7 protein-coding genes, 2 tRNA genes and 1 pseudogene are annotated in these 22,587 nt (G+C 43.5%); all 10 read right to left on the reverse strand.

The features are described 5' to 3' along the window. Positions 1-302: 302 nt before the first annotated feature. Entirely contained in the window at positions 303-1,388 is a 1,086-nt protein-coding gene (locus HXT32_RS04855; protein WP_422118927.1) for an Abi family protein, read from the reverse strand. Between the two features lie 200 nt (positions 1,389-1,588). Then, positions 1,589-1,661, reverse strand: a tRNA-Arg gene (locus tag HXT32_RS04860). Positions 1,662-1,704: 43 nt separating this feature from the next. Beyond that, positions 1,705-2,055 carry an exodeoxyribonuclease VII small subunit gene (locus tag HXT32_RS04865; protein WP_076002682.1) on the reverse strand — a complete coding sequence of 117 codons (351 nt, stop codon included), beginning with the start codon at positions 2,053-2,055 and terminating at the stop codon, positions 1,705-1,707. A gap of 48 nt (positions 2,056-2,103) precedes the next feature. Further along, positions 2,104-3,510, reverse strand: a complete 1,407-nt coding sequence (xseA, locus tag HXT32_RS04870) for an exodeoxyribonuclease VII large subunit (protein ID WP_422119082.1) — start codon at positions 3,508-3,510, stop codon at positions 2,104-2,106. Positions 3,511-3,629: 119 nt separating this feature from the next. Further along, a tRNA-Lys gene (locus HXT32_RS04875) sits at positions 3,630-3,703 on the reverse strand. 886 nt (positions 3,704-4,589) lie between these two features. After that, positions 4,590-5,690 (reverse strand): annotated as a pseudogene (locus HXT32_RS04880) (class C sortase). A 111-nt stretch (positions 5,691-5,801) separates the two neighbouring features. Next, the gene (locus HXT32_RS04885) at positions 5,802-11,897 is read right to left on the reverse strand and encodes a S8 family serine peptidase (RefSeq protein ID WP_422118928.1); all 6,096 of its coding nucleotides are present in this window, start codon (positions 11,895-11,897) and stop codon (positions 5,802-5,804) included. Between the two features lie 1,075 nt (positions 11,898-12,972). Continuing rightward, entirely contained in the window at positions 12,973-14,133 is a 1,161-nt protein-coding gene (locus HXT32_RS04890; RefSeq protein ID WP_415697952.1) for a class C sortase, read from the reverse strand. A 208-nt stretch (positions 14,134-14,341) separates the two neighbouring features. Beyond that, a complete protein-coding gene (locus tag HXT32_RS04895; protein WP_415697951.1) occupies positions 14,342-16,000 on the reverse strand; it encodes a SpaH/EbpB family LPXTG-anchored major pilin in 1,659 nt (552 codons plus the stop codon). Between the two features lie 259 nt (positions 16,001-16,259). Further along, on the reverse strand, positions 16,260-22,316 hold the full coding sequence (locus HXT32_RS04900) for a Rib/alpha-like domain-containing protein (protein ID WP_422118929.1): 6,057 nt from the start codon (positions 22,314-22,316) through the stop codon (positions 16,260-16,262). Between the last annotated feature and the right edge of the window lie 271 nt (positions 22,317-22,587).

Here is a 22,587-nt window from a genome sequence, read left to right on the forward strand (position 1 = left end):
GACAGTTACTGCCGCGGTACCACCTCGCTTGCTATAAGATGATTACGTAACGTGTATCGCAATGCATAACGCAAGTGCGTAACACAAATATGCAACGCAATCGAACTATTCCCATAGCCTCTCGTGTTTGGCTGTGCGGGCCAACCCCGTCGGTTCTAATAAGCGAAAACCTTACGAATCCTCGCCGTTCTTCCGAAAACTCCCCGCCGATAACGGATCATCGCTTAAGTTAGAAATAATCTAACACTATCCCCTAACATTAGGAATAATTTCGCGACTCGCGAATAATTTTCATGACATTTTCATGACATATTATCCAAAAATGCCTTAGCTTCATTAGCATTGCTAAAAGCAATGCCATCGTCAGAAATTTTGCCATTCATAATTTGATTAGCGTGATTCATAGCCTTAAGCGTTGCCTCGTTTGGAACAGACAAGTTACTATTCAAGATAATATTTTCTTTAATTTTATTTTTCCAATCATAAAATTCATCAATACTAGACATTCCAATGCATTCAATAACATTTTTAGAGCAATTTGGAACTTTATCGCAAAGCGCAACAAGTAATTTTTCAATCTTCTCTAAAAACTCTAGATAATAGCTAGTTTCTAATAATATGTCGAAATCTTTAATAAGTTGAAAGACTGTTGCATTATCACTATGCGGTCTAGCACAATACAAACGTTCATCGTGCGCACAAATATTTCTGAACTCTTTAATTCTTCTATAAGTAGAATCAATTTTTATTGACGTAATATCTTTTTGAGAACAGTGTGAAGAATTATAAAGTTCAGTATATTTTTTAGCAACCAAACCTCTCACGCATTTAGTTTGAGCTTTGTAAAACCAGAACATCTGTCCGAAAGTCAAATCATTAGATAAAACCCATAATGGAACTTGCCCATCGTGATTATTGATACAATGTCGTATGTATTCTTTTCCTATATTTAATTTTTGATTATTTGACTTATTATTTTCTATAATTCGATTAAATGCTTTAATTAAACCACGTGATTCCTTTGGGTGTTCATAGTTATTTTCATTAAGGTAAGCATTAACTTCATTACCGTGCATTTGGCTAAAGCAATATGAACATGATGACCTTAACAATGCTTCTGCTCTAGTTGTAGCCGCAAAGATAATACTGCGAAGTTCACGATCAAATTTAAAAAGATAATAAATGTGTTCAAACTTTGCTCCTTGAACATATTTATTCGAATTGTTTGATTCGAGAAATGGATTTTTATATCCATTTACAACGCTATAGTAACCTTCTCTTTCAAGTATTTCCATAGCTTTAAACTCATCAGGAAACACTACTCCTCTAGACTTAAGCAATTCTATTTGTTGACTGATAGTAGTAAAAGGTTTATAAATCACCATCATCCCCAACATCCCCCACTATTAGATGCACAAAGAGCCAATCAATCGCTTGATTGGCTCTTCGCGAACCAGACACTGCCTGGCTTCACCACTACTCAATTGTACGAAAGAAACTAATGCTTGTCAACAAAAATAGGCAAACTACACAGCACACAACACCGTTGCACAAATATAAACCGCACAAATAAAGTCACACATAAAAGTGCCCCGGATCAGAATCGAACTGACGACACCCACTTTAGGAGAGTGGTGCTCTATCCACTGAGCTACCGAGGCAACAAATGGCAATTATACACTAAGGCGTGTCTCTGCGGCGCGCTTAATCCTCAAGATTAGACTGCGTGCCAGCCGTAGCTGCCGTCGCCGATTGTTCCGCTTGTGCCGCGTCCAACTTAGCGCGAACCGTGGCAAGCAAACCCTGCGCGCGCTTTGCCAACGCCTCGCCAATCTCCCACTGACGCATGGACTGATCGAGCGTCAAACCGCCAGCTTCCAACGCTTGAACCGCCTGAACCAGCTTTTCGCGAGCTTCCTCGTACGGCATCGCCTCAATCGCAGCGCGCTCTTCTTTCGTAAGTGTGCTTGCAAATTCTGTGTTTTCTGCAGTTTCTACACTTTCATTACTTTCTGCCGCTACTTCTTCCGCTTTTTTCGTTACTTTCTCACTCATATCTAACCTTTCGTTGTATCTAAATAAATATCTAAAATATCTAAAAAATTATTTACTTGACTTTTTACTTGGCTTTATGAAAGCAGACTTAGTAACAGCTGACTTTGTTCCAGTCACTTTGCCAAGGACCACGCCACTTTTAAGCGTAACTGTCATGTCGTCGCCAACTTGCGCTAAAGCCGCGTCGTCAAGCACTCGCCCACCACTGAGCTGCACAACAGCGTACCCGCGATTTAAAGTCGATTGCGGACTTAGCGCAGTCAAGCTCGCGTGTGCTTTCTCAACAGTCAAACTCGCGTCGTCAAGAAGTCGCACCAAACCGTGACGCATTCGCTCAACAGCCTGCTGCACAAACAACTCGTGCGGCTCAAGCATAGTGCTCGGGCGCGTAAGGCTCGGGCGGTTCGCGTAACCTTCAACGAGGCGAATCTCATTGTCTACGCGCGCAGAAATTCGCATGCGCATAGTTTGCAACGCGTTATCAATAAGCTGCCACTGCTCGCGTACGTCTGGAACCACGCGCTTTGCAGCATCCGTAGGAGTCGAAGCGCGCATGTCTGCAGCCAAATCAATCAGCGTCCAATCGTCCTCGTGACCAATTGCAGACACAATCGGCGTCACGCACGCAGCAGTAGCGCGAACCACACCCTCATCTGAAAAACCAATCAAATCTTCAAAGCTTCCACCGCCGCGAGCAACGATAATAACGTCAACTTCTGGATCCGCGTCGAGCTGCTTAATTGCGGCAATAATATCCGCCGGGCACTGCACGCCCTGCACGTGCGCGTGAATAACTTTGAAGCGCGTAACAGGCCAGCGCAAATTCACGTTCGTAATAACATCGCCCTCCGCGCGCGCTTGAGGAGCGCACACAAGACCGACACACTTAGGAAATTCCGGCAGCGGAACCTTATTTTCAGCGTCAAATAAGCCCTCGCCCTTAAGCTTTTTTCGCAACTCGTCAATTTGCGCTTTTAAGTCACCGGCACCGACGCGGCGGATTTCGTCTGCAACGAAGCTCAAACGCGTGGCTTTTACCCAAATATCCGCCTTGCCGTGAACGACTACGCGGTCGCCCTGGCGAAGTTCGCGCGCCTGCTGCACGAAATTGCTGAAGCCCATTACTGAAATCGACACTTCTTCATTACTGTCGCGAAGGGTGATGTAACCGGAAGAAGCGCGGCGCATGTTAATTTCGACGATTTGACCCTCAATCCACGCGGCTGGCCAGCGTTCTACTGCACTGTGGAACTTTTGGCTTAAAACGGCAACAGGCCACGGATTTTCGGCAGTCGTGTCGGCGGCTTTTAGAGGGAGCTGTCGCGGCTGAGCTTGCTGCGGCGTAAGTGATTGCAGCTGCGACTGAACTTGTTGCGACTGAGACTGTGCTAAATTTAGCAGCGGTTGTTGCGGCTGTTCAAGCTGGGCATCATCTTGGAATAATTGCGGCATCATATTTGACGAGGTCATGTTTCCAGCTTGACTGCAAAGAAGGACAAACGCGCGCTGCTGCATATGCGTGACGGAGAGATTAGATACGAAAAAACCCAAGCGCGAAGCTTGGGTTTTGCTTGTGCCCCCTCAGGGATTCGAACCCTGGACACGCTGATTAAGAGTCAGCTGCTCTAACCAACTGAGCTAAAGGGGCGTTGGTTATCTTGGCTCGTTTCGCGAACCGAGTAACTACTATACTCAGAATGAGCTTGCGCGCAAGCCGGCGTGTCGCATTGCCCTTGCTTGAAGCTGCATTGCGCGCTTCAAGCAAGCTCAATGCGGTAGCGACGACTCAATGCTGAAAGCACAGTGTGCTTTCAGCATCGGAGCGCACACGATTGTGCTTTCTTTATTTCTTAAGAAAGCACAATCTGACGAGCAAAGAAGCGCGCTTCTCGATACACTAATGCGGTAGCGCTTGCTCAATGTGGAAAGCCCAGTGGTCTTTCCACGCAAGCGCGCACACGATTACGCTTTCTTTATATTCCTAAGAAAGCGTAATCTGACGACCAAAGAAGCTTTGCATCAATGCTTTGCAGACACTGATTCCTGTTGATTAACGAACACTAGCATTCACGCTGCTGCACACGCCATACCAAGCACTCCTACCACACCAAAGAACACTAGCGGTTTTACTAGTAGCGATGGGTGGGTGTTGCTTAAGAGGTACGAATACCAGTGTGGTAGAGATTTGAGATTTTTTGCACTGAGCGCGGCGAACGTCAGAGCCTCAGGCTGCTGATTCGCCAAGCGAAGAAGAAAAATCGAAAAATCTCTGCGATAGACACGGTTATTAACGATTAAACACGCAGAGTTTGGGGGATTTCTTTACGAGCGCTAAAAGAGGACTGAGAAGCTACATTCTTTAAAGATAGGCGAACACACTAAACGCCTTTAACAGCCAGAGCGCCCGAAAGGACGGGACGTGCGAGGAAAGAAATCCCACAAAACTCGCACCACGGCTAAAAGAAATTCCTATCTCACACAGCCACGCAAGAAATTCACAAGCCAAAACCACGCAAGCGCGCGACGATATGCGCTCAGGCAGGTCGTTTGCGCAACTTACGCAACATTTTGCGCGAAACCGCCAGCAAATGCCTGCCTTGCACACTACTCACACCATTCTTCTTTCGCAACGACGCAATCAGCATCATCGCCATCAACACCGCAGACATCACCATCGATATCACAAACAACGTCATCCACAACGACCACTGCATATGGTCGCCCGGCACGTTAGCAGGATCCGGCAACACACGATACCCCGTCACGAGCAGCCTGTGCGTGTTAACTCCATACGGGGTACACGTAATCAGCGTCGCCAAGTCGCGCCCCTTTTCGCGCCGCAACAAACGAATATCGTTCGGCTCCACCACATTTATGCGAAACACTCTGTATCGAAGAGTCTTGCCTTGCACGTCAAAGTAGAAGTAATCACCTTTTTTCAGCGTGTTTAAATCGTCGAACATTGTGGCATCCGGCATACCCGTATGCGCCGTCACAACCGTGTGCCTGCTTTTGCCGCCCACCGGCAAATCCGTGCCGTACAAATGCCCCGCTCCCATCGCGAGAGTATCTTGAGTAGTTCCATGGTAAATCGGCAGCCTCACGTCAATTTTCGGTATTTTCACAACGCCTTCAGCATCGACATCACTAAGCACTTTTTCGTACTCTTTATATTCGGGAGTGTCCATGTAGTCGTTATTGCCGTTATACGGGTCCGCGCTAATAATCGCCTTGTGGCGAGCGTTGTATTCACGCGCTTTTCACAAAATTTCCGAGCGATTTTCTTTAGGCTTTTCCTTATTTAATTTATCGTACTCGATTGAGAGTTCTTTGGCAGCATGGTTGTTGACCAAAGTAGAAACCACAGGATAGCTGAAACACAAAATGCCAATAGTAACAAGCGCAATCGGCTCAGCCAGCTTGCGAAGTGTGGACATTGGTTTTGGGGAAGATTGCTCTTGTGATGATGAAGATTACGAAGACTGCGTAGACTGCGCAGATTCAGTATTTTCGGAAGATGCAGCGATTCCAGAGCTTGCGGAAGATTCCGCACTTTTGGAGGACTTATTAGCGCGCATACGAGTCAGCCGCTTAAATAGCGCGCGAGCAGACTCTGCAAAATCAGCTAGCTTCATAATTCCTCCAATAATAATAAAAAAGGAGCAAAGAGCACTCCCACCTTATTAGAAGATGAAAGTGCTCTTTGTTTATTTACTTTTGTTTGTTTATTTACTTATTTTGTTTATTTACTTGCTGGCGTGCGTATGATGGCGGCGAGTTTTAAACGTTACAGCACCGCTTGCAAGCAATACCATAAACGTCACAACCATGCCAATCACACTGCTACCAGTCATCGCCAAATCAGAAGTCATCTTCTTGGCGGCAGACTTAGCGTCAGCCTGCTCCTTTTCAGCAGCCTTCTGCTTTGCAGCAGCGTTGCCAGATGCAGCACCTGCGTTGCCATTGGAAGAACTTGCGTTGCCATTGGCAGCGGCATCGCCGGATGCAGCGGATGCGCCCGCATTAGTAGAATCCGCATCATCCTTTGAGGACGACTCCGAATTATTACTGGAATTACCTCCAGTAGTAAAGGATTTTCCACCATGATTACCGCCGTGGTTAGAGCTGTGGCTACCGCCATGATTACCACCGCGGCTATTATTGTTGGTATCACCGCTGGCATTACCGCTAGTATTACCGCTAGTATTACCGCTTGCATTACCGCTAGTGCTGCCACCGTTGTTGCCACTACCGTTACCGTGACCCGTGCTTCCACCTTCGCTATTACCAGTATTACCAGAGTTACCAGTATTACCAGCATTACCGCTACCATTCTGGTTCTGATTATTCTTATTATCAGAACCAGTTTGGCTGCCACTATCAGAAGAAGCAGAGGAAGATACAGATACCTCTCCAGAAGCAATCTGGTTACCATTTGCATCCATAAGTAAGATTGTGTGCTTACCTGAATATCCGCTAGGAATCAAAGCCTTGAAATAGTACTTACCGTTTTCATCAGTATGCACTGTCACATATTCATGACCATCTTCACCCTTAAGATCCTTAGGATCAGAGTAAATGAACGCATACATGCGATCACCGGATTTGGCTTTCTTCACAGCTTCAGGCTGTCCAGAAACATAAATCTTTACTTCCTTTCCAGCTGTGACATTCTTGGTTTCTAATCCAGCAAGAGACTTTTGGATCTTTTTTGTAGAAGCAGGAGGAATTGGTGCAGAATCAGTTTGAGTTGACTCATCCTTGGTTCCTGAATTACTTGGCTTCGTTGGATTCTCACCAGGCTTCACACCATTCTTCACCGTGAATGTATATGCAGTAGCTCCATTTGCATTATTACTTGCGTCACTTGCTGTATTACCAGCAAAATCGGTCGCCTCAATAGTGATAGTGTGAGTACCATCAACCAACTTCTTAGTAGGAATCTTCAACGTTAATGTTGTAGAACTTGGCTTATCTGGAGTTGGATTATCGTTAACCTTAGAAACATCCACTAATGTGTCCTCTACTGCTGTAGTTGGAAGATAATTTTCCGTATACGCTACTGGATGACCATCAACCATAACGCGCAAAGACTTCAAATTATCATCTTCTGCTTTAACAGTAATTTCGTGACCATCAGTGATTTCTTCGCCTTCAACCAAACCTGCTTTAACAGTAGGATCAACTTCATCAAGAACAACTGGAATCACACCAAGTAAATGAGATTCAACCTGATCACTTAAGTGCAGCAGCAACTTATCACCATTGTCTACTTGAATGTCAGTTGAGAATTGGCGACGAGTTGTTTCTTTACCATTCGTGTCCAAAGTGTAGAAATCACCTACAGAATCATTATTAATTCGCAAACTTTGACCGAAAGCATCATCTGATACATTTCCACTGAAAGTCACTGTGTCACGATTAGTGAACAACGTGTGACCATACAGTTTTGGAGTATCGAAATGTGCTGCTGGAGGCGTAATGTCGAAGTAGAATGCTGCAGGAGTATCGATTACATTCGTTTCATCGTCTTCATCAGCATCTTCGTCAGTTGATTTAGTGTTCACCTGCAAGCGGAAATCATTTATACCCGGATGCATTGGAAGCTTTACACTAAACTTTCCGTTCTTAATTTCAGCACGCAATGGGTTTGGAGTTACAAGATTCTTAGTTGTAGCATCAAAACGCGAAGCTGGAGTAAACACCACGCTAGTCACTTTGGAACTCACATCACCTTGAGCAACAAAGTAATCAGTGCCAATAACGTCTGGACCATTATTCTTCTTATGAATTAACCACGCATAAGAACCCATAGAGCCAGCATTAGTAAGCATGAAATCTTTTGTTGCAGCTGCAGGTTTAGGCGTAGGAGTTGAACGACCAGCGAGAGCCAAACCTATAGTTGTAGTGTTTTCAGCAGAATCAGTAGCTACAAGAGTTACCATAACAGCTTTAGCGGCAGGAGTAATAACTGTTTTGAAGCTACCGTCTTTACCAACAGTTACTACTTCTTCAGTTTCTTTACTAGCTGCAGCTATATCTGCTTGCTTCACATTTGCATTAATATTCGCTGCTGAAGTTGTATTAGCACCAGAAACAGCTTTAGTAGTAGATTCAGAGGCAGAACCAGAAGCATGATTGTTCACAGAACCAGCAACTGCATTAGCTGCAGTAGTGTTGTCAGCAGCCTTTTGATAATTAAGCGTTAGCTTTACAGTATCTCCAGGAGTATCAGTTACTTTACCAGCAACAGTTACTTTACCATCTGCAGCTACAGGCAAATTACCCTTGTTGTCAAGACCATCAACAGTAATCTTAGGTGTTTGTGCATTAAACTTTAAAACAAGTTTCTTATTGCCAATACGGTCACCCTTACTATCAAAAGCTTTAAGCATCACAGTATTTTCACCATTTTTCAGTGGCACAAACGCATAGAAAGTATTCTCACCCTTGCGCTTTTTAGCTAATTTGACTTCCTGCTTTTTACCGCCTTCAGGAGTCACATAAGCTTTTATAGAAGCAACATCTTTAGTGAGATATCCCTCAAGATAGAACTTACCATTAATATCTGGGTCGGTCTTACTTTCTTCTAGAGCATTAGCTTTAATTTGTTGAGAAGTAAGTTTTTGTTCATTTGGAATAATAAACTTCTTGTTCTTCTTAGATTCTTCTGAACCATCCGGTTTCTTCACAGCATATGTGTCGAATACCTTTTTAACCTCAGTTGAATTCATAGCATTGTCTCGAACAAGCACATCTATGTATTGAGCTTCATTACCAATGTGAATAGTCTTGCACACTCGCGTACGAGTTGCTTCATTCAACGGGCATTGAGTGTCTTCATCACCATAGTTCAAGGCATCCTTTACACCAGGAAGATGAATAGTTGGTACGCCAGGATCAGGGCTTAACTCATCACTAATAACAATCTTCACATTGCCGTTAGCATCACGATCAGATACTGTGACTTTAGGTCCATGATTATCGATTGCTACCTTCATGTCATAAGTTTGCCAATCAAACTTATCTCCTAAGCGAGCTTGAATACGATACGTGTACCATCCGTCAGGAAGAATTTCAAATCTACTTGTTTTTGGATTCCACACAGACCCGTCAAAATTTCCGGCTAAGCCATCGGTTGCTCCAACATTAGAAATAGTAGAACGATTCACGTTGTGTTCTGTTCCAAGAACAATCTTAGTTTTATTATGTGAATCCAACACAGAATATTTTACTTCAGATGCACCGCGGAATATAGCCATAGATGGAACAACATAATCCATCCAGCCATCTCTATTTGCAGGTGAAAATTCGCCAAGTACATAAGGCTTCGTTTCATTATTAACCGGAAGTTTACCCATAAAACCAGCTACAGAAAGCAATGATGTCGTAAGATCACTATGGCTTGCACTATAGCTTTCTCCCGGTTTTACCATTATAGGTTCATCGTTCCAATCGCCAACAAAGCCAAGATATGGCACAGAAACATCTGGCTGAGTATCAGTAAGGGATTCAAATCGCACCCAACCTTCAATATAATGATTGCCTTTAGAACGATTTGGGCTTAACGTAAACTTAACATCAGCGGTTTTGCCAGGCTTTACCGTAACTTCACGCGTTTTTGATTGCAAGGTTTCAGTATTACTAATAGAGGTTACTGTATCTTTATTTGCCTCATTAGACTCATTTACCACATCCTGATCTGGGACAGCAAATTTTACTGGAGTCTTACCATAATTATGCAAAGTAACTGTAAAGTTGCGATTAGAATTCACGTTTTTAAGAGCAACGTACGAATTGCCGTTGACTGTTGCAATCACGTCAGTAGCAACAGCTTTATCTACCTGAGCTAAGCCAGCACCGATTTGACGAGGAGCATAAGGAATTTTCTTACTATTTGCAGAATCTTTATGTCCAATAATACTTGCTGTATTCATTAATGCTTGGCTTACACGGGTAGCCATTTCAGACTTTTTAAGATCAGGGAAACGCTTCTTATAGCTTTCCATCACCAACGCTGAAAGACCGGAAACGTTTGGAGCAGCCATGGAAGTACCAGACATGCTGGTGTACTTATTTCCATTCTGCGTAGACCAAACATTACCACCGATACCAGCAATCTGAGGTTTAAAATCAAATTCTGGAGTTGGACCCCAAGAAGTAAAGCTAGAAGGCTTCCCATCATCCGGATTGGCGATAGTAACGAATTGTTCAGTGAAAGCTATCTTTACTTTCTCACCTTTATCTAATGCTGCTTTAATTTCCAATGCATAAGAACGAGGAATAGATGCACCAAAGCAATTTTTGATTTTCTCCAATCCGCCCATTCCTATGAATAAGGATGAATCTTTGTCGTGATTGTAAACAATCACACCTTTAGCACCTTTAGAAATCGCATTATTAAACTTTTCAGTAAAACTGATATCGCCACGTTCTACGAGAGCATATTTACCTGTAAGATCAAGATCCTTAACATCAGCTTTAGTAGCTTTTTTAGCATCCACAAGTTCATGCTGAGATAGTGCATCCGTTAAAGAACCAATAGAATAGCTGTACGGCAAAGTATGTGACTTGCCATCTTTTCCAACCCAATTTGCAGACTGCTGAGTAATATTTGAATTTTCTACAGAAGCAACGCTGAAAGCAGAAGGATAAGAAGATGGTGAACCAAGAGTTGCATCATCCCACTTACCTAGAACATCGTCTATGCCACCACTTTCAGAGAAGTTCAAGCCGGAGTTTCCTGCAGAAATAACTGGAAGCACACCAGCTTCGTGAGCCTTCTTTAAAGCGAGAGATGTAGCATTAGAAGTTCCACCAAAACCGTTATCTGATCCGAGAGACATGTTAATAACATCAGCACCAAGCTTTACAGAATCCTCGATTGCAGCAACAATATCAACATCACGAGCACCATGCGAACCCGGCACGTTTGAGAATACTTTCATAGCAAGCAGCTGAGCGTTTGGAGCTATGCCATCAACACGATTATGTTCAGATGCAGGAGCACCAGTCTCATCGCCGTTAGCAGCCACAATACCAGCAACGTGCATACCGTGCTGTTCCGCACCCGAGTCTGTGAAATTAGTATTTTCATCAGCGTAATTGAAACCTGCAGGCACTTTGTCGGTAGTGTTGCCTTTACCTGTTGGTTGTAATCGAAGATGCGTCTTAGCTGAAGCGTCAAGCTTCATATCTTGGTGAGTTGGATCTATGCCCGTATCGATGATGGAAACCAACATACCAGTGCCATCAAGATGATATTTTTTAAACGCAGCTTGCACACCTTGCAAATTACGTGCAGTATTTTCCATTGGATGATATAAACGTTCTTTTGCGACAGAAACTACACCTGGCTCACGTTTCAAATCTTGAACGTGTTTTTCAGGGAGAGTAGCTTCAAAAGCACTCATTAAATAACCAACTTGGCGACGAACCGTCATATTGTACTTTGACTTTACGCGGTTAATTAAAACATTCTGCTCATGAATGTTGGCTTTTTCGTCATAATTCGTGAGTTTCGGATGATTATTTTTCAACGTAACAACAACAGTCACTTGAGCATTTGAATTTTTATTAAATTGATCTTTTTTACTGTAATTCTCAAAAGCTTTAGCAAGAGTTGGATTAACATGGCGTAAATCTTCTATAGACTTAATCTCACTATTATCTTTTAAAGATGAATCAAGCATCTTAGAGACAAGTGCATTCCCATCTTTTTTAGTTTCATTATCATTTTTTGCAAATGCCGCAGGAACTGTACCAAGCGGTACCATAAGCGTCGCCGCAGCCACGCCTAATGCTGCTAAACGAGTCAGATATGACGTTCGTTTGAACTTCATAAACATACTCTCCTTCAAAATGGTGGTTGTTATCCCGGAAAAATTTCGGTTCTAGCTATCACAAACTCATGCCAGCTGCCAAAATCTTTCATACTGGCTGCCAAAATTTTTCATGCGGGTGTAAATATTTTTGTTACGCTAGTTTGAATCATTTCCGCTAAATATCGCATAAGAGATATACCCCCCCCCATGCAAACAGCAAATAATGGTGTATTTTTGCAAGTGCAACAAAATATTTTTCATATACTCTAGCACTTGTTTAAAGAGAAAAAATTTTTTTAACTTGTTAATTTAGCAAATAAAATTTGAAAAATTTGTATTTAGGATAGAAAAAATGGCTAAATTACGCCATTTCCTCGCAAACACTTTTCCACAAGTAACATGTAAAAAATCTGTAGTTAACATATAATTTACAGAATTTTTCAACAACCTTGCATTGTGTCAATATTTTTTTAAAAAATATTGCTGATTTACCAACTAATGTTGGTTCGTTGCGCAATATAAACCGTAAATTTTTCAGCCAACCAACGATATGTGCAAACGAGCTAAATTTTATGCTCGCGCGAACGTTATCTCACGTTTGGAGCAACAAACCCACAAAAACCCTCCAAACACGAAACAACCATCCCACATTTGGAGGATTATCTGTTGCAAATCGCTCCATTTACGAGGAACTTGTCTCACGTTTGGAGGATTTGCGCTACTTTGGCACTCCAAACGCGAGGAAAGTTTCTCACATTTGGAGGGATTAAGGCTGCGTAGCACTCCAAACGCGCGCAGTCACAACGCTCACTTACGAAACTCGCGTTGGAAGTCCACTGGACTTCCAACCCAAGCGAGTTTCCGCTCCGAATTGCCTTCGCGCGCGCAATGCTGCGCTCAGGCAGGTCGTCAGCGCACACAAAACACAACCTAGTTCCTAAAACACAGCCACACGAACCTACCCTGCCTTCGTCTTTACTGACGAAGGCAGACCTCGCTTGCGTTGAAAGCCCACTGGGCTTTCAACTTGAGCAAGCTCGGCGCTCCGAATTGCCTTCGCGCGCGCAATGCTGCGCTCAGGCAGGTCGTCGCGCTACTCACGACGCAATTTACGCAGCATCTTACGCGAAAGAATCAGCAAATGCTTGCCGCGAATGTCGAGCTGTCGCCCTCGCTTAGACGTTGCAACAGCAATCATCATGGACAAAACAATCAATGAGAACGCCATTGCAATCACGAATAGCGTCATCCAAAGCGGCCATTGCACGTGGTCATCCGGCGCCTTCACAGGGTCCGGCAGCACACGATACCCCGTCACCAAAAGCCTATGCGAATTCACGCCATACGGGGTACACGTTAGCAGAGTCGCCAAGTCGCGCCCCTTTTCGCGCTGCAATAAACTAATATCGTGTGGCTCAACAACGCTGATGCGGAACACTTTGTATCGTAAAGTTTCGCCTTGCACGTCGAGGTAGAAATAGTCGCCCTTCTTTAAATTCACCAAATCATCAAACATGGTGGCGTCAGCAAGACCCGTGTGCGCGGTAATAACTGTGTGGCGGTTCTTGCCACCAACCGGCAAATCCGTGCCGTACAAATGACCAGCGCCGTGCGCTAAAACTTCCTGCGAACTGCCGTGATAAATAGGAAGCTTTACGCCAATCTTCGGAATTTTTACAATGCCGATAATGCCCATAGGCTCCTCAAGCGCCTTAAGATAACGCTTGTATTCAGGTGTGTTAGTTATGTCTTTTTGCCCATCCGGACCATACGGATCCGTGGTAAGCATATTCTTGCGAGTTTTATTGTAAAGCTTCGCTGCACGAATGTGAGCGCGACGCACGTCACCAGCCTGATCGTGGTTATACTTGTCGTACGCGTTAGAAATCTCCTTCGACACGCGATTATTCCAAAGCGTTGAAACAACAGGGTAACTGAAGCACAAAATGCCTGCCAACACGAATGCGATTGGCTCGACGATGCGGCGGAGCTTGGATTTTTGCTTAGATTCTTGCTTGGATTTTTGCGCACTTGCGGTAGGATGTGCGCTTACGGAAGGTTGCGCGGAAGAGTTTGGGTCTGCAGGATTAGTTTCGGATGCAGTAGTTTCGGATATAGCAGTTTCGGAAGAGCTAGTTTCAGCAGTACTAGTTTCAGCAGTGCGATTCTTGAAAAGCTTACTTACGATGGGGATATTCAGAGCGATTTTGTTGAGGAAAGCATATACTTTAGCAACAGCATCGTTTAATTTCATGCTTCCTCGTTTCGTGAGTTTTTTGTTGGATTTAGATTTGATTTACGATTTATTGATTTTGCGCTCGCTAGTTAGTTCAATTAAAGCGCACAAATATAGAGCCGGGAGCAACAAGTCGCACCCAGCTCCAATATTTATGCCATGCAAACAGATATTTACATTCATGCAGCAGTGACTGCTGATTTTTCTCAGCAGTCATCAACTACAATCAGGCAGCCTGCTGCTCTTCATCCTTCTTGCGGTTGCGCAAGAAGATGAACATACCAACAGCAACCAAGCACATGCCAGCAAGAGCGAAGATGATTACGCCTGCGGCACCGGTCTTTGGAAGGTTGAACCAGTTGTGATCTCCATCCTTAGTAGGAACGTTAGCAATCTTAACAACTTGAGCCCCATCCTTCGAAGGAGCAGAAGTCAAAGTTACTTCATAAACCTTGGTAGAGCGAGTAAAGTTCTCAGGAGCAGAAGTCTCAACAATGTAGAACTTCTGACCAACCTTAGCAGAGTAATCTTCCGTTACACCATTCTTAGTAGATTTCTCACCAAAACCGCTAAGAGAAGTCTTGCAATTATCTGCATTAGTAGGATCATCAGCACACTTCTGTGCTACTTTCAGAGCATTGGAATCAGTAGCAGAATCACCGTTAGCGCCAGCAAACACCTTGAACTTTGCAGCATCAAGCTTGGTTGTTTCACCTTTTTTAGCATCATACTTAAGAATGTGGAACTTACGGAACTCAGTATCTGTAGTTGTATCAGGCACAACTGGCTCATGGTTTTCACCAGTTTTTCCACCTGGGATGAAGCCATACTTGTTAGAAAGCTTATGATCACTACCCGTAGTTACTGTAGAGGCAATCTTGAAGTTAAAAGTCACATGAATCTGTGGCTGCTGCTGAGCATTAGTAACCGCATTCAACTTTGTGATAATCTTCTCAAGACCAGCATCCTTAAACACGACAGAAATACGAGTTCGAGTATTATCATCAGGAGTTGCAGCTTTCGTTACTTCATAATCAGTGCCTTTTATTAACGCATCAGTCTCACCGTCAAGTTTAACTTCAGCAACTGCATTTTCATTAGCATTCTCATATGCTGTAGTTAACGCATCATCAAAGATTGCATACTGGCTAAGATCTTCTTTAGTAAGATTCTTAGCTTTACCGTCTTTATCAAGGTTGGTTGCCTTAGTCTTGTTTGGTGTAGCGTTAATTGTATATGGCAAAACATCACCAACACCAACCATGTTCTTGGTATCAGCCGCCTTAGAAATAGCGTCCTTCACGTTGTGGTTCTTAGGAGTTACGCTTACATCGTAAGTGTACTTGTTGTTAGTAGAGCTCTTATCACGAGTAATCTCTGGAACTGTCATGAAGAATGGAATAACATCAGATGTGTAACCCTTAGGCGGATTCTTTTCTTCAATACGATAGATACCAATGGAAAGATCAGCAAACTTTGCCTCACCCTTAGAATTAGTTGTTTGATCTGGCAATGGAGTTTCATATGCAATAGTGTTATCAGCAACAGTAGCACTCTTGTTAAGTTTATCTACTTTTTGTGCTAAGGTCTCCCAGTCATCTCGACTAGTTAAATTAATGGCAGTACCATCAATTGTCTTAACTTTCTTAGCAGAAAATACAGCGCCAGGAACACCTGCCTTAGTAGTATCATCCTGTTTGTGAATGGTAATGGAACCCTTCTTAGTGGTAGCTTCATTGCCAAGATCCCATGGGGCTTTTTCAGCTGCTGTAGGACCCGTAGCAAATGCCACGTTGTTTGCCACCACGGCGCCGGCGACGCACAGCGTACCAGCCATTGCGAGCGAGGCGAATGCCGCCACGCATTGTTTAGTGAATTTATTCACTTTCTTCTCCTTTATATCAGTGCCCTTGTGGGCAGGTTTTGAGGAAAATACGTTTATTGTTTTATTTTGTGTTGCGCACGGTCGGCGGAGTCATCGCAAAGCCGCATAAACTCTGTCGGCGGCTACGATTTGCGCCGCGCGCAGCAAGATTAAATCCGAACCATGCTCCGGCATAAGTACCATCACTACGTAACGCGTAATGCCATTGCCAGCACATGGAACTTTGATACTGCAGTTTTTAAGCTGCAGAAAATTTTCATCAGCATCGCCACCTTTCGCTACGTCGCCTTAAAGCGCGAAGCTTTTTGGCAGTTTTGCAAATAAAATCTCTAAGCAGTGTCTTACGCAGCAACGTCTCGAGCATCGCGCGCCCCCACTTGGTTTGTTCAAGGAAGAACCCAGCCGCCATCACGCCCGTGCCAATCACAGCAAACGTACCAAGCAGCACATTCCAGTTCATTCCGCCGGTCTTTGGCAGCGCGAATTTAGGCGGATCGATCACGGTCACATTAACAGCAATTCTGTTCCAGTCTTTTCCAACGGTTACGCCGGTAAGCTGAGTTGTTTGCATATTTGTAGACGAATACTTTTTATCAGTACTAAGCCCAGCATTAACAGTGTCATTAAACACCGTCAGCGCATTCGGCTTCAACGCAAACACAGCGCACGTGTAATTTCCAGCCTTTTGAGGTACGCCAGCAATATCGTCTTCACTGCGAGACACAGCGTTTTCTATGCTGTTCGGATCTTTATCATTCTTCGTAAAGCCATACAGCAAGTTAGCCATGCAATTCTTACTGTCTTGACTGCAAGACTTTCGCTGCTCAGCACTTGCAAAAGCCCACGGCTTTACATCTTCGCCATAATTCTGGTTCAGATGCATATTGAGCGTATCGTCAAGCCCGCGACTCCACTTTTGCTCGCCTTGCTTAGCACACATCATACGCAATGAAATATCGCGACGATCCTTCAAGCTCCACGCGAGCACATACGGATTTTTAGTAAGGCTCGTGCCGCTCATGACGGTAAGAGAATTGGCACCACCAAGCTTGTCATGTTCAGGATCAGCATCTTGAGATCTGAGCAATGTCATCTTAAGATCCTTGTCAGCTCCACTGAGGCCTCCAACTGTAACTTTCGCATACACAGGCTTGCCGTTGTTACCAGAATCCGGGTCGTCCGAAGTGGAGCCATCCGGGTAATGGATGACAATCTCTTTCAAGTACGCTTTAGGAGTAACAGCTTGATCTGGGTGGAAGGTCACTTTGCCGTAACGCGTGCCGTCATCCTTGGAACTGTGCTTGCCATTCTTTTGCTTGGAAGGATTGTCAGGCTTATTGCTCTGCTCACCGGTGTTATCTGCGGCGTTGCCAGAAGCCCAATACGACCAGTCTAAAGACACCTTGTTTCCAGCAGTGCCGTCATTATTTACTTCAAATCCGTGAGTAGCATCCTTAAACTCAAACCAAGTTCCGTCCGGAAGCGCACCAGCCTTCACAGCATCCTGGTATTTATCCGCACCGTTAGCACTCTTAACGCTTTGCGGCACAGCATTCTCAACCTTTTGACCAGCCGTAACGCTCACATCAACATACTTCGGGTTGTAGAAGTGGTTGTCGTTGTGAATGTGGATTGGTATTGCGCGATACTCGTAGTCAACACCTTTAACCGCGTTTTTGTTGCCGTTATTACCATCAAGCTTCCACTTGAAGTCTTTCAAAGGATCAGTGTTATTCTTACTTGCATCTTTGTTAAGTGCACCAACAGCTGCATCGAATCTAGCAAGCAAATCGTTATTGTCTGTCTTAAACTGTTTTGCTTTAATCGCGTAAACTACGCATTCGTAGTCGCCGGATTCGTTAGCCTTGCCTTTAATCCACCCACGAGTACGCTCAGTGGTATCTTTTGAGTTACCATTTGCAATGTAATCGTCGTATAGCTGCCTATCAGGGTGGCACTGACTTGCATCCTTCTCGCAAGCTTTCTGCGCTGACGCATCTTCAGTATGATCCCAAATCTTTACATCTTGCATCTTAATACCAGCAATACCGCCCGACTGGTAGTGAGACTTAGTGCCGTCTGAATTGATCTTATTGCAAATTGTGCGCAAATTGATTTTTCCAGGCTTATACTTGGACCATGAATCAAGCCAACGGGTCGTCTTTTTAGAAGTACTAAGTTCCTCGCCCTTAGTGAGTTTGATGGTAGTATCATTCCAGTCGCCGCTACCTTCACGATCGCCAACATTCAGCCGTAAATTACCAGCATCCTCATCATGCGATCGCGTAATGTCTACCTTCGCATAAATAGGTTTACCAAGATTACCAGAGTCCTTATCTTCAGAAGTGGAACCGTCCGGATAGTGCACAATAACCTGCACTTTGTCAGAACCAACAGGGAACCACTTGTGCGGTCGGAACGTCACCTTGCCAAACTGACCCGTGCCATTCTTAGCTGAATCACCAGAGTCAGCTTTATTATCTTGATCATCCTCAAAGAATGTGTAGCTTAAAGATTTCTTAAACTTAAACCAAGTTCCGTCCGGTAGATCACCTTCGCGCACATCGTCTTGCAACGTATTAGCATCGTTGGCATTCTTCTTGCTCTTAGGCACCTCAGTGGCTTGTTTGGTACCAGCCTCCATGCTAATAGTCTTATACTCTGGGTTGTAGTAGTGAGCATCACTATGCACATGAATTGGGAAGGTTACCGAATCCCAATCGATATGCCTTTGAGTGGCTTCTTGAGGACTATCTTCACTACCCGGCTTATCTGTTAAGACTGATTTAATAACCTCTTCAAACTTGCGATCAGCAGGTTTCTTTACAAAGTCATTTACAGCTTTATCAAACTTATTTTGTAAATCACCATGCTTACCATCTTTATTTTCAAGGTCTTTAATAGCGTACACAGTGCACACAAAGTCGCCATTTTCCTTAACCTTGCCATGTAACCAACCCCAAGTGCGCTCTACGGTATCATGCTCATCACCGTATAAGTAAAGGTTACGGTTGCAGTTTTTACCATGAACCGTACATTCATACTTATTCTTTTCAGTAGCTCTTGTCCATTGTGATGGTTGTTTATCAATAAATTCACCGCTTGTAGTATTACCTTTTCGACCGGCAAGTGTCAGACCATTAATACCATCAATCTCATAGCTTTCAGGTTTACCAGTTTGTGGATTCTTTTTATAGCAAAGCATGCGCTGATAAATTTTTCCTTGCTTAGCACTTGACCATGAGTCAAAGAACATTGGCTTAGTGTTACCAGTAGCGTCGCCTAACACTTCATCTTTACGGAAACGCATACCATTTTTATCATTGTTTTCAATTCGTCTTCCGCCATATTGCGAATAAACATTGAGCTTTAAATCATTTTTTTGGATCGGTTGACTAGTTACCTCTACAGGCGCATATACAGGCTTGCCAAGATTACCAGAATCCGGATCTTCAGAAGTGGAACCATCTGGATAATGCACAATTACAGGAGCAAAATATTCACCAAGCATTACAGTTTTTTCTGGAGAAAAAGTAACTTTGCCATATCTAGCGTCAGTAGTACTATCTTCAGGCTCATCCTTGCCTGATTTCTTGTTACTTTGCTTATTGACAAATTTATACCATGTAAGAACATGTTCATTATCTTTAGGATAGGTTCTTAGCTCAAACCAAGTGCCTTTTGGCAACCTAGTACCATTCTGCACAAGCTCCTGTTGACTCTTGTCATTACCTTTCACGCCGTTAGCACCAGAATGGCTTACTGGAGCAGCCGATTCTTTAGACTTACCACCAGCCTGCACATATACCTTATCGTATTGAGGATTATAATAATGCGCGTCGGAGTGAACCTTAATTGGCACAGTTCTAGATGTATAATCAACATCTTCTCTTAACCCACTGAAGGTATCAGAATCAATGATATTAGTAGAAGAACCGTCTTTCTTTCCAATATCCTTATTCTTCTTTTCAGCATCCTCAAATTTCTTCAAAGCCTTAGGCTTCAAAGCATACACAGTGCACTGGTAATTGCCAACCTTTAGTGGCTTTCCTGTGATGCTACCACGCGTACGCTCCATGGTTCTGTCTGTGCTATCAAATAATTTGTTTGCTGCACAGCCCTGACCATTTCGGCACTTTTCTTGTTCCTCATCAGTAGCATGAGGCCACGGTTTTTCACCATTTATTGTTATTCCATTAATACCGTTAAGATAAAACTTAAGATTCAGAAGATTTGTAGTATCAGCACACACAGAGCGAATAGTAATATCGCCAGGTTCCTGCACTGACCAAGAATCTATCCATGGGTGTGGAGTAACATCACGATTCTTGCGGAATACGAATCCATTGGTATAGTTAATCTCTTGACCATTTTGGTTCTTATGAATATGGAGCTGCAAGTCACCAGTGCCAGGGTTATCTCTTGTTACATACACTTGAGCATTAACTGGATCACCATGATTACCAGAATCTTTATCCTTCGAAGTTGAACCATCAGGATAATGCACAACTACAGGTCTCTTCTCAGGCTGACCAGTTTTAGAAGCAGGAACCCACTTATTTGGGTGGAAAGTGACAACACCAGTGGACTCGTTATTAATCTTTGCCCAAGTTGGTGGATTTTGATACTTATTATAAATTTCTGCCTTAAACTTAGTGCCAGATGGGAATTGTTTCCCTCCCCTGTCTTTTGGATTTGGAGAATTCTTTTCTTCACCAGCTTTTACTGTAGTATCGTCATAGTAAGGGTTATACCGGGACGCCTGCGAAACAACGTGTATATCAACGCCTTTTACCTTCACAATTGAATTGTTCATTTTACAATTGTTTGGCTTAGGGTCAGGATAGTTTATTTGAACTTCAAAATGTATAGTTTTGTTTCTATCAGAAGCCTTAGGACTATACTTAACTTCGCCTGTTTTTGGGTTAATATATGCTTGACCAGGCTGCATATTATTAGGATTATTAGTCTTAGTAACACCGGGCGGAAGTATCTCACTATTTCCAATTCCATTCTTTTTAAACGTAAATTCTATTCCAGCATCAGTTGGAATCATCTCAGTCGTAGTTCTGCCCCCATGATTTGGCATGTCCTTATAATATTTAAAATCGCCGTTATAAGAATCACCAACCCACTCACCAGTATTTATATACGGTTTCACGGAAGTAACTTCACCGTAAACAGCGTCCTCTTTAGACCTCTTTGGGAATTGGATGTCATCATCATTTTTAGGATTTAAACCATACTTAAACTCTTCCAAGTCTGGTATGCCGTCGCCATCATGATCATACGGACCAAAAACTGTAAACTTATGCTTATCTCCATAGTAGGAAATCCAACCTGCCATAAAAGGTAACTTATAAGGGTCACTGCCTTCTTCAACTTCTGCAGTAACAATCCAGCGAATAGAATCTACAGCGTTATCTTGTTCCCAAGATTTAAATAACCTACCAAAATTACCAGCTCGACGCCATGTATCTACTTCACATGTTGCATCTGTACCTAAACCACATTTTTCAATAGATGCTTTCCAGAAATTCTCATAATCACTATCACCTGGTAAGCGCGTAGCATTAGTATAACCATTAAAATCGCTTGGTATTTGATCTTTGCCTCGTTCTTCCCAAACAAACCTTTTGCCTCTACCACTGTAACCAGCAAATTTTGTACGATACCTTGTAATTCTTATGCTATTATCCTTGATGTTTTTTGGAAGAATAAGATAAAAATCAGGTCTACCATCATACGCATGTAGAGCAGTATTTTCATCACAATCTACATTTGGATTTTCTATTTTTTTAATTCTGCATCCATTTGCGTTAAAAAGAACATTCCAAGTGATGGTTGTTTTTTTCTTTCCATTAACGGTTACTGTATTTATATCTGGAGACTGAACATCGAAATCTCTATATACATCATAACTCGCAACAGAGTTAGGAGAAATATACCCATTACCAATGTAATCCCAACTAACATTAGCTGCATTAGCTTCTTTCATCGGCGGCACTATGAGCATGGTTACTATGGTGGCGGCGGCTACGAACATTGCGAAGAGCGCGCGACGAAGAGTGTGGGCTGGGTGAGCGGTGCGAGCGATGGTGGTAACGTTGTCGGAATTGGCTGCGCTGTCGGAAATGACTGCTTTGTCGAAAGAAGTGCTGGCGGTGCCGAAAGTACTGGCATTGCTGGAAGAAATAACTGTGGTGCTGGAAGTACGAACGGCGGCATCACGCTCGCTGGTCTTATGCCAGACCAAAGCGCGCGACGCAAGACGACCCACGCGTGATGCGAATCCACGGAACTTTGCTGGTAACATTTTCTCGCCTTCCTAGTCCTCCACTGCTGCACAAGCCGCAGTATATCTCAAATTCCAACTCTCTAATCTTTAAGACTTCACGCACTCAACCTGCATGCGATGCCAATGCTCGGTGCACTAAAACCTTGTACGCACACTACTGCAAATGCCACAGACAGAGCCAACCACAGGTAGTCCAGTATAACATACCTGCATGACCTATATACAAGCATGGTTGCTGAAAAGCCCCTAATATTTATATCCCCCCCCCCATGAAGGATTTCAAGCAAAA

The sequence above is a fragment of the Gardnerella sp. DNF00747 genome, from assembly GCF_049262675.1.
Lineage (GTDB): Bacteria > Actinomycetota > Actinomycetes > Actinomycetales > Bifidobacteriaceae > Bifidobacterium > Bifidobacterium swidsinskii.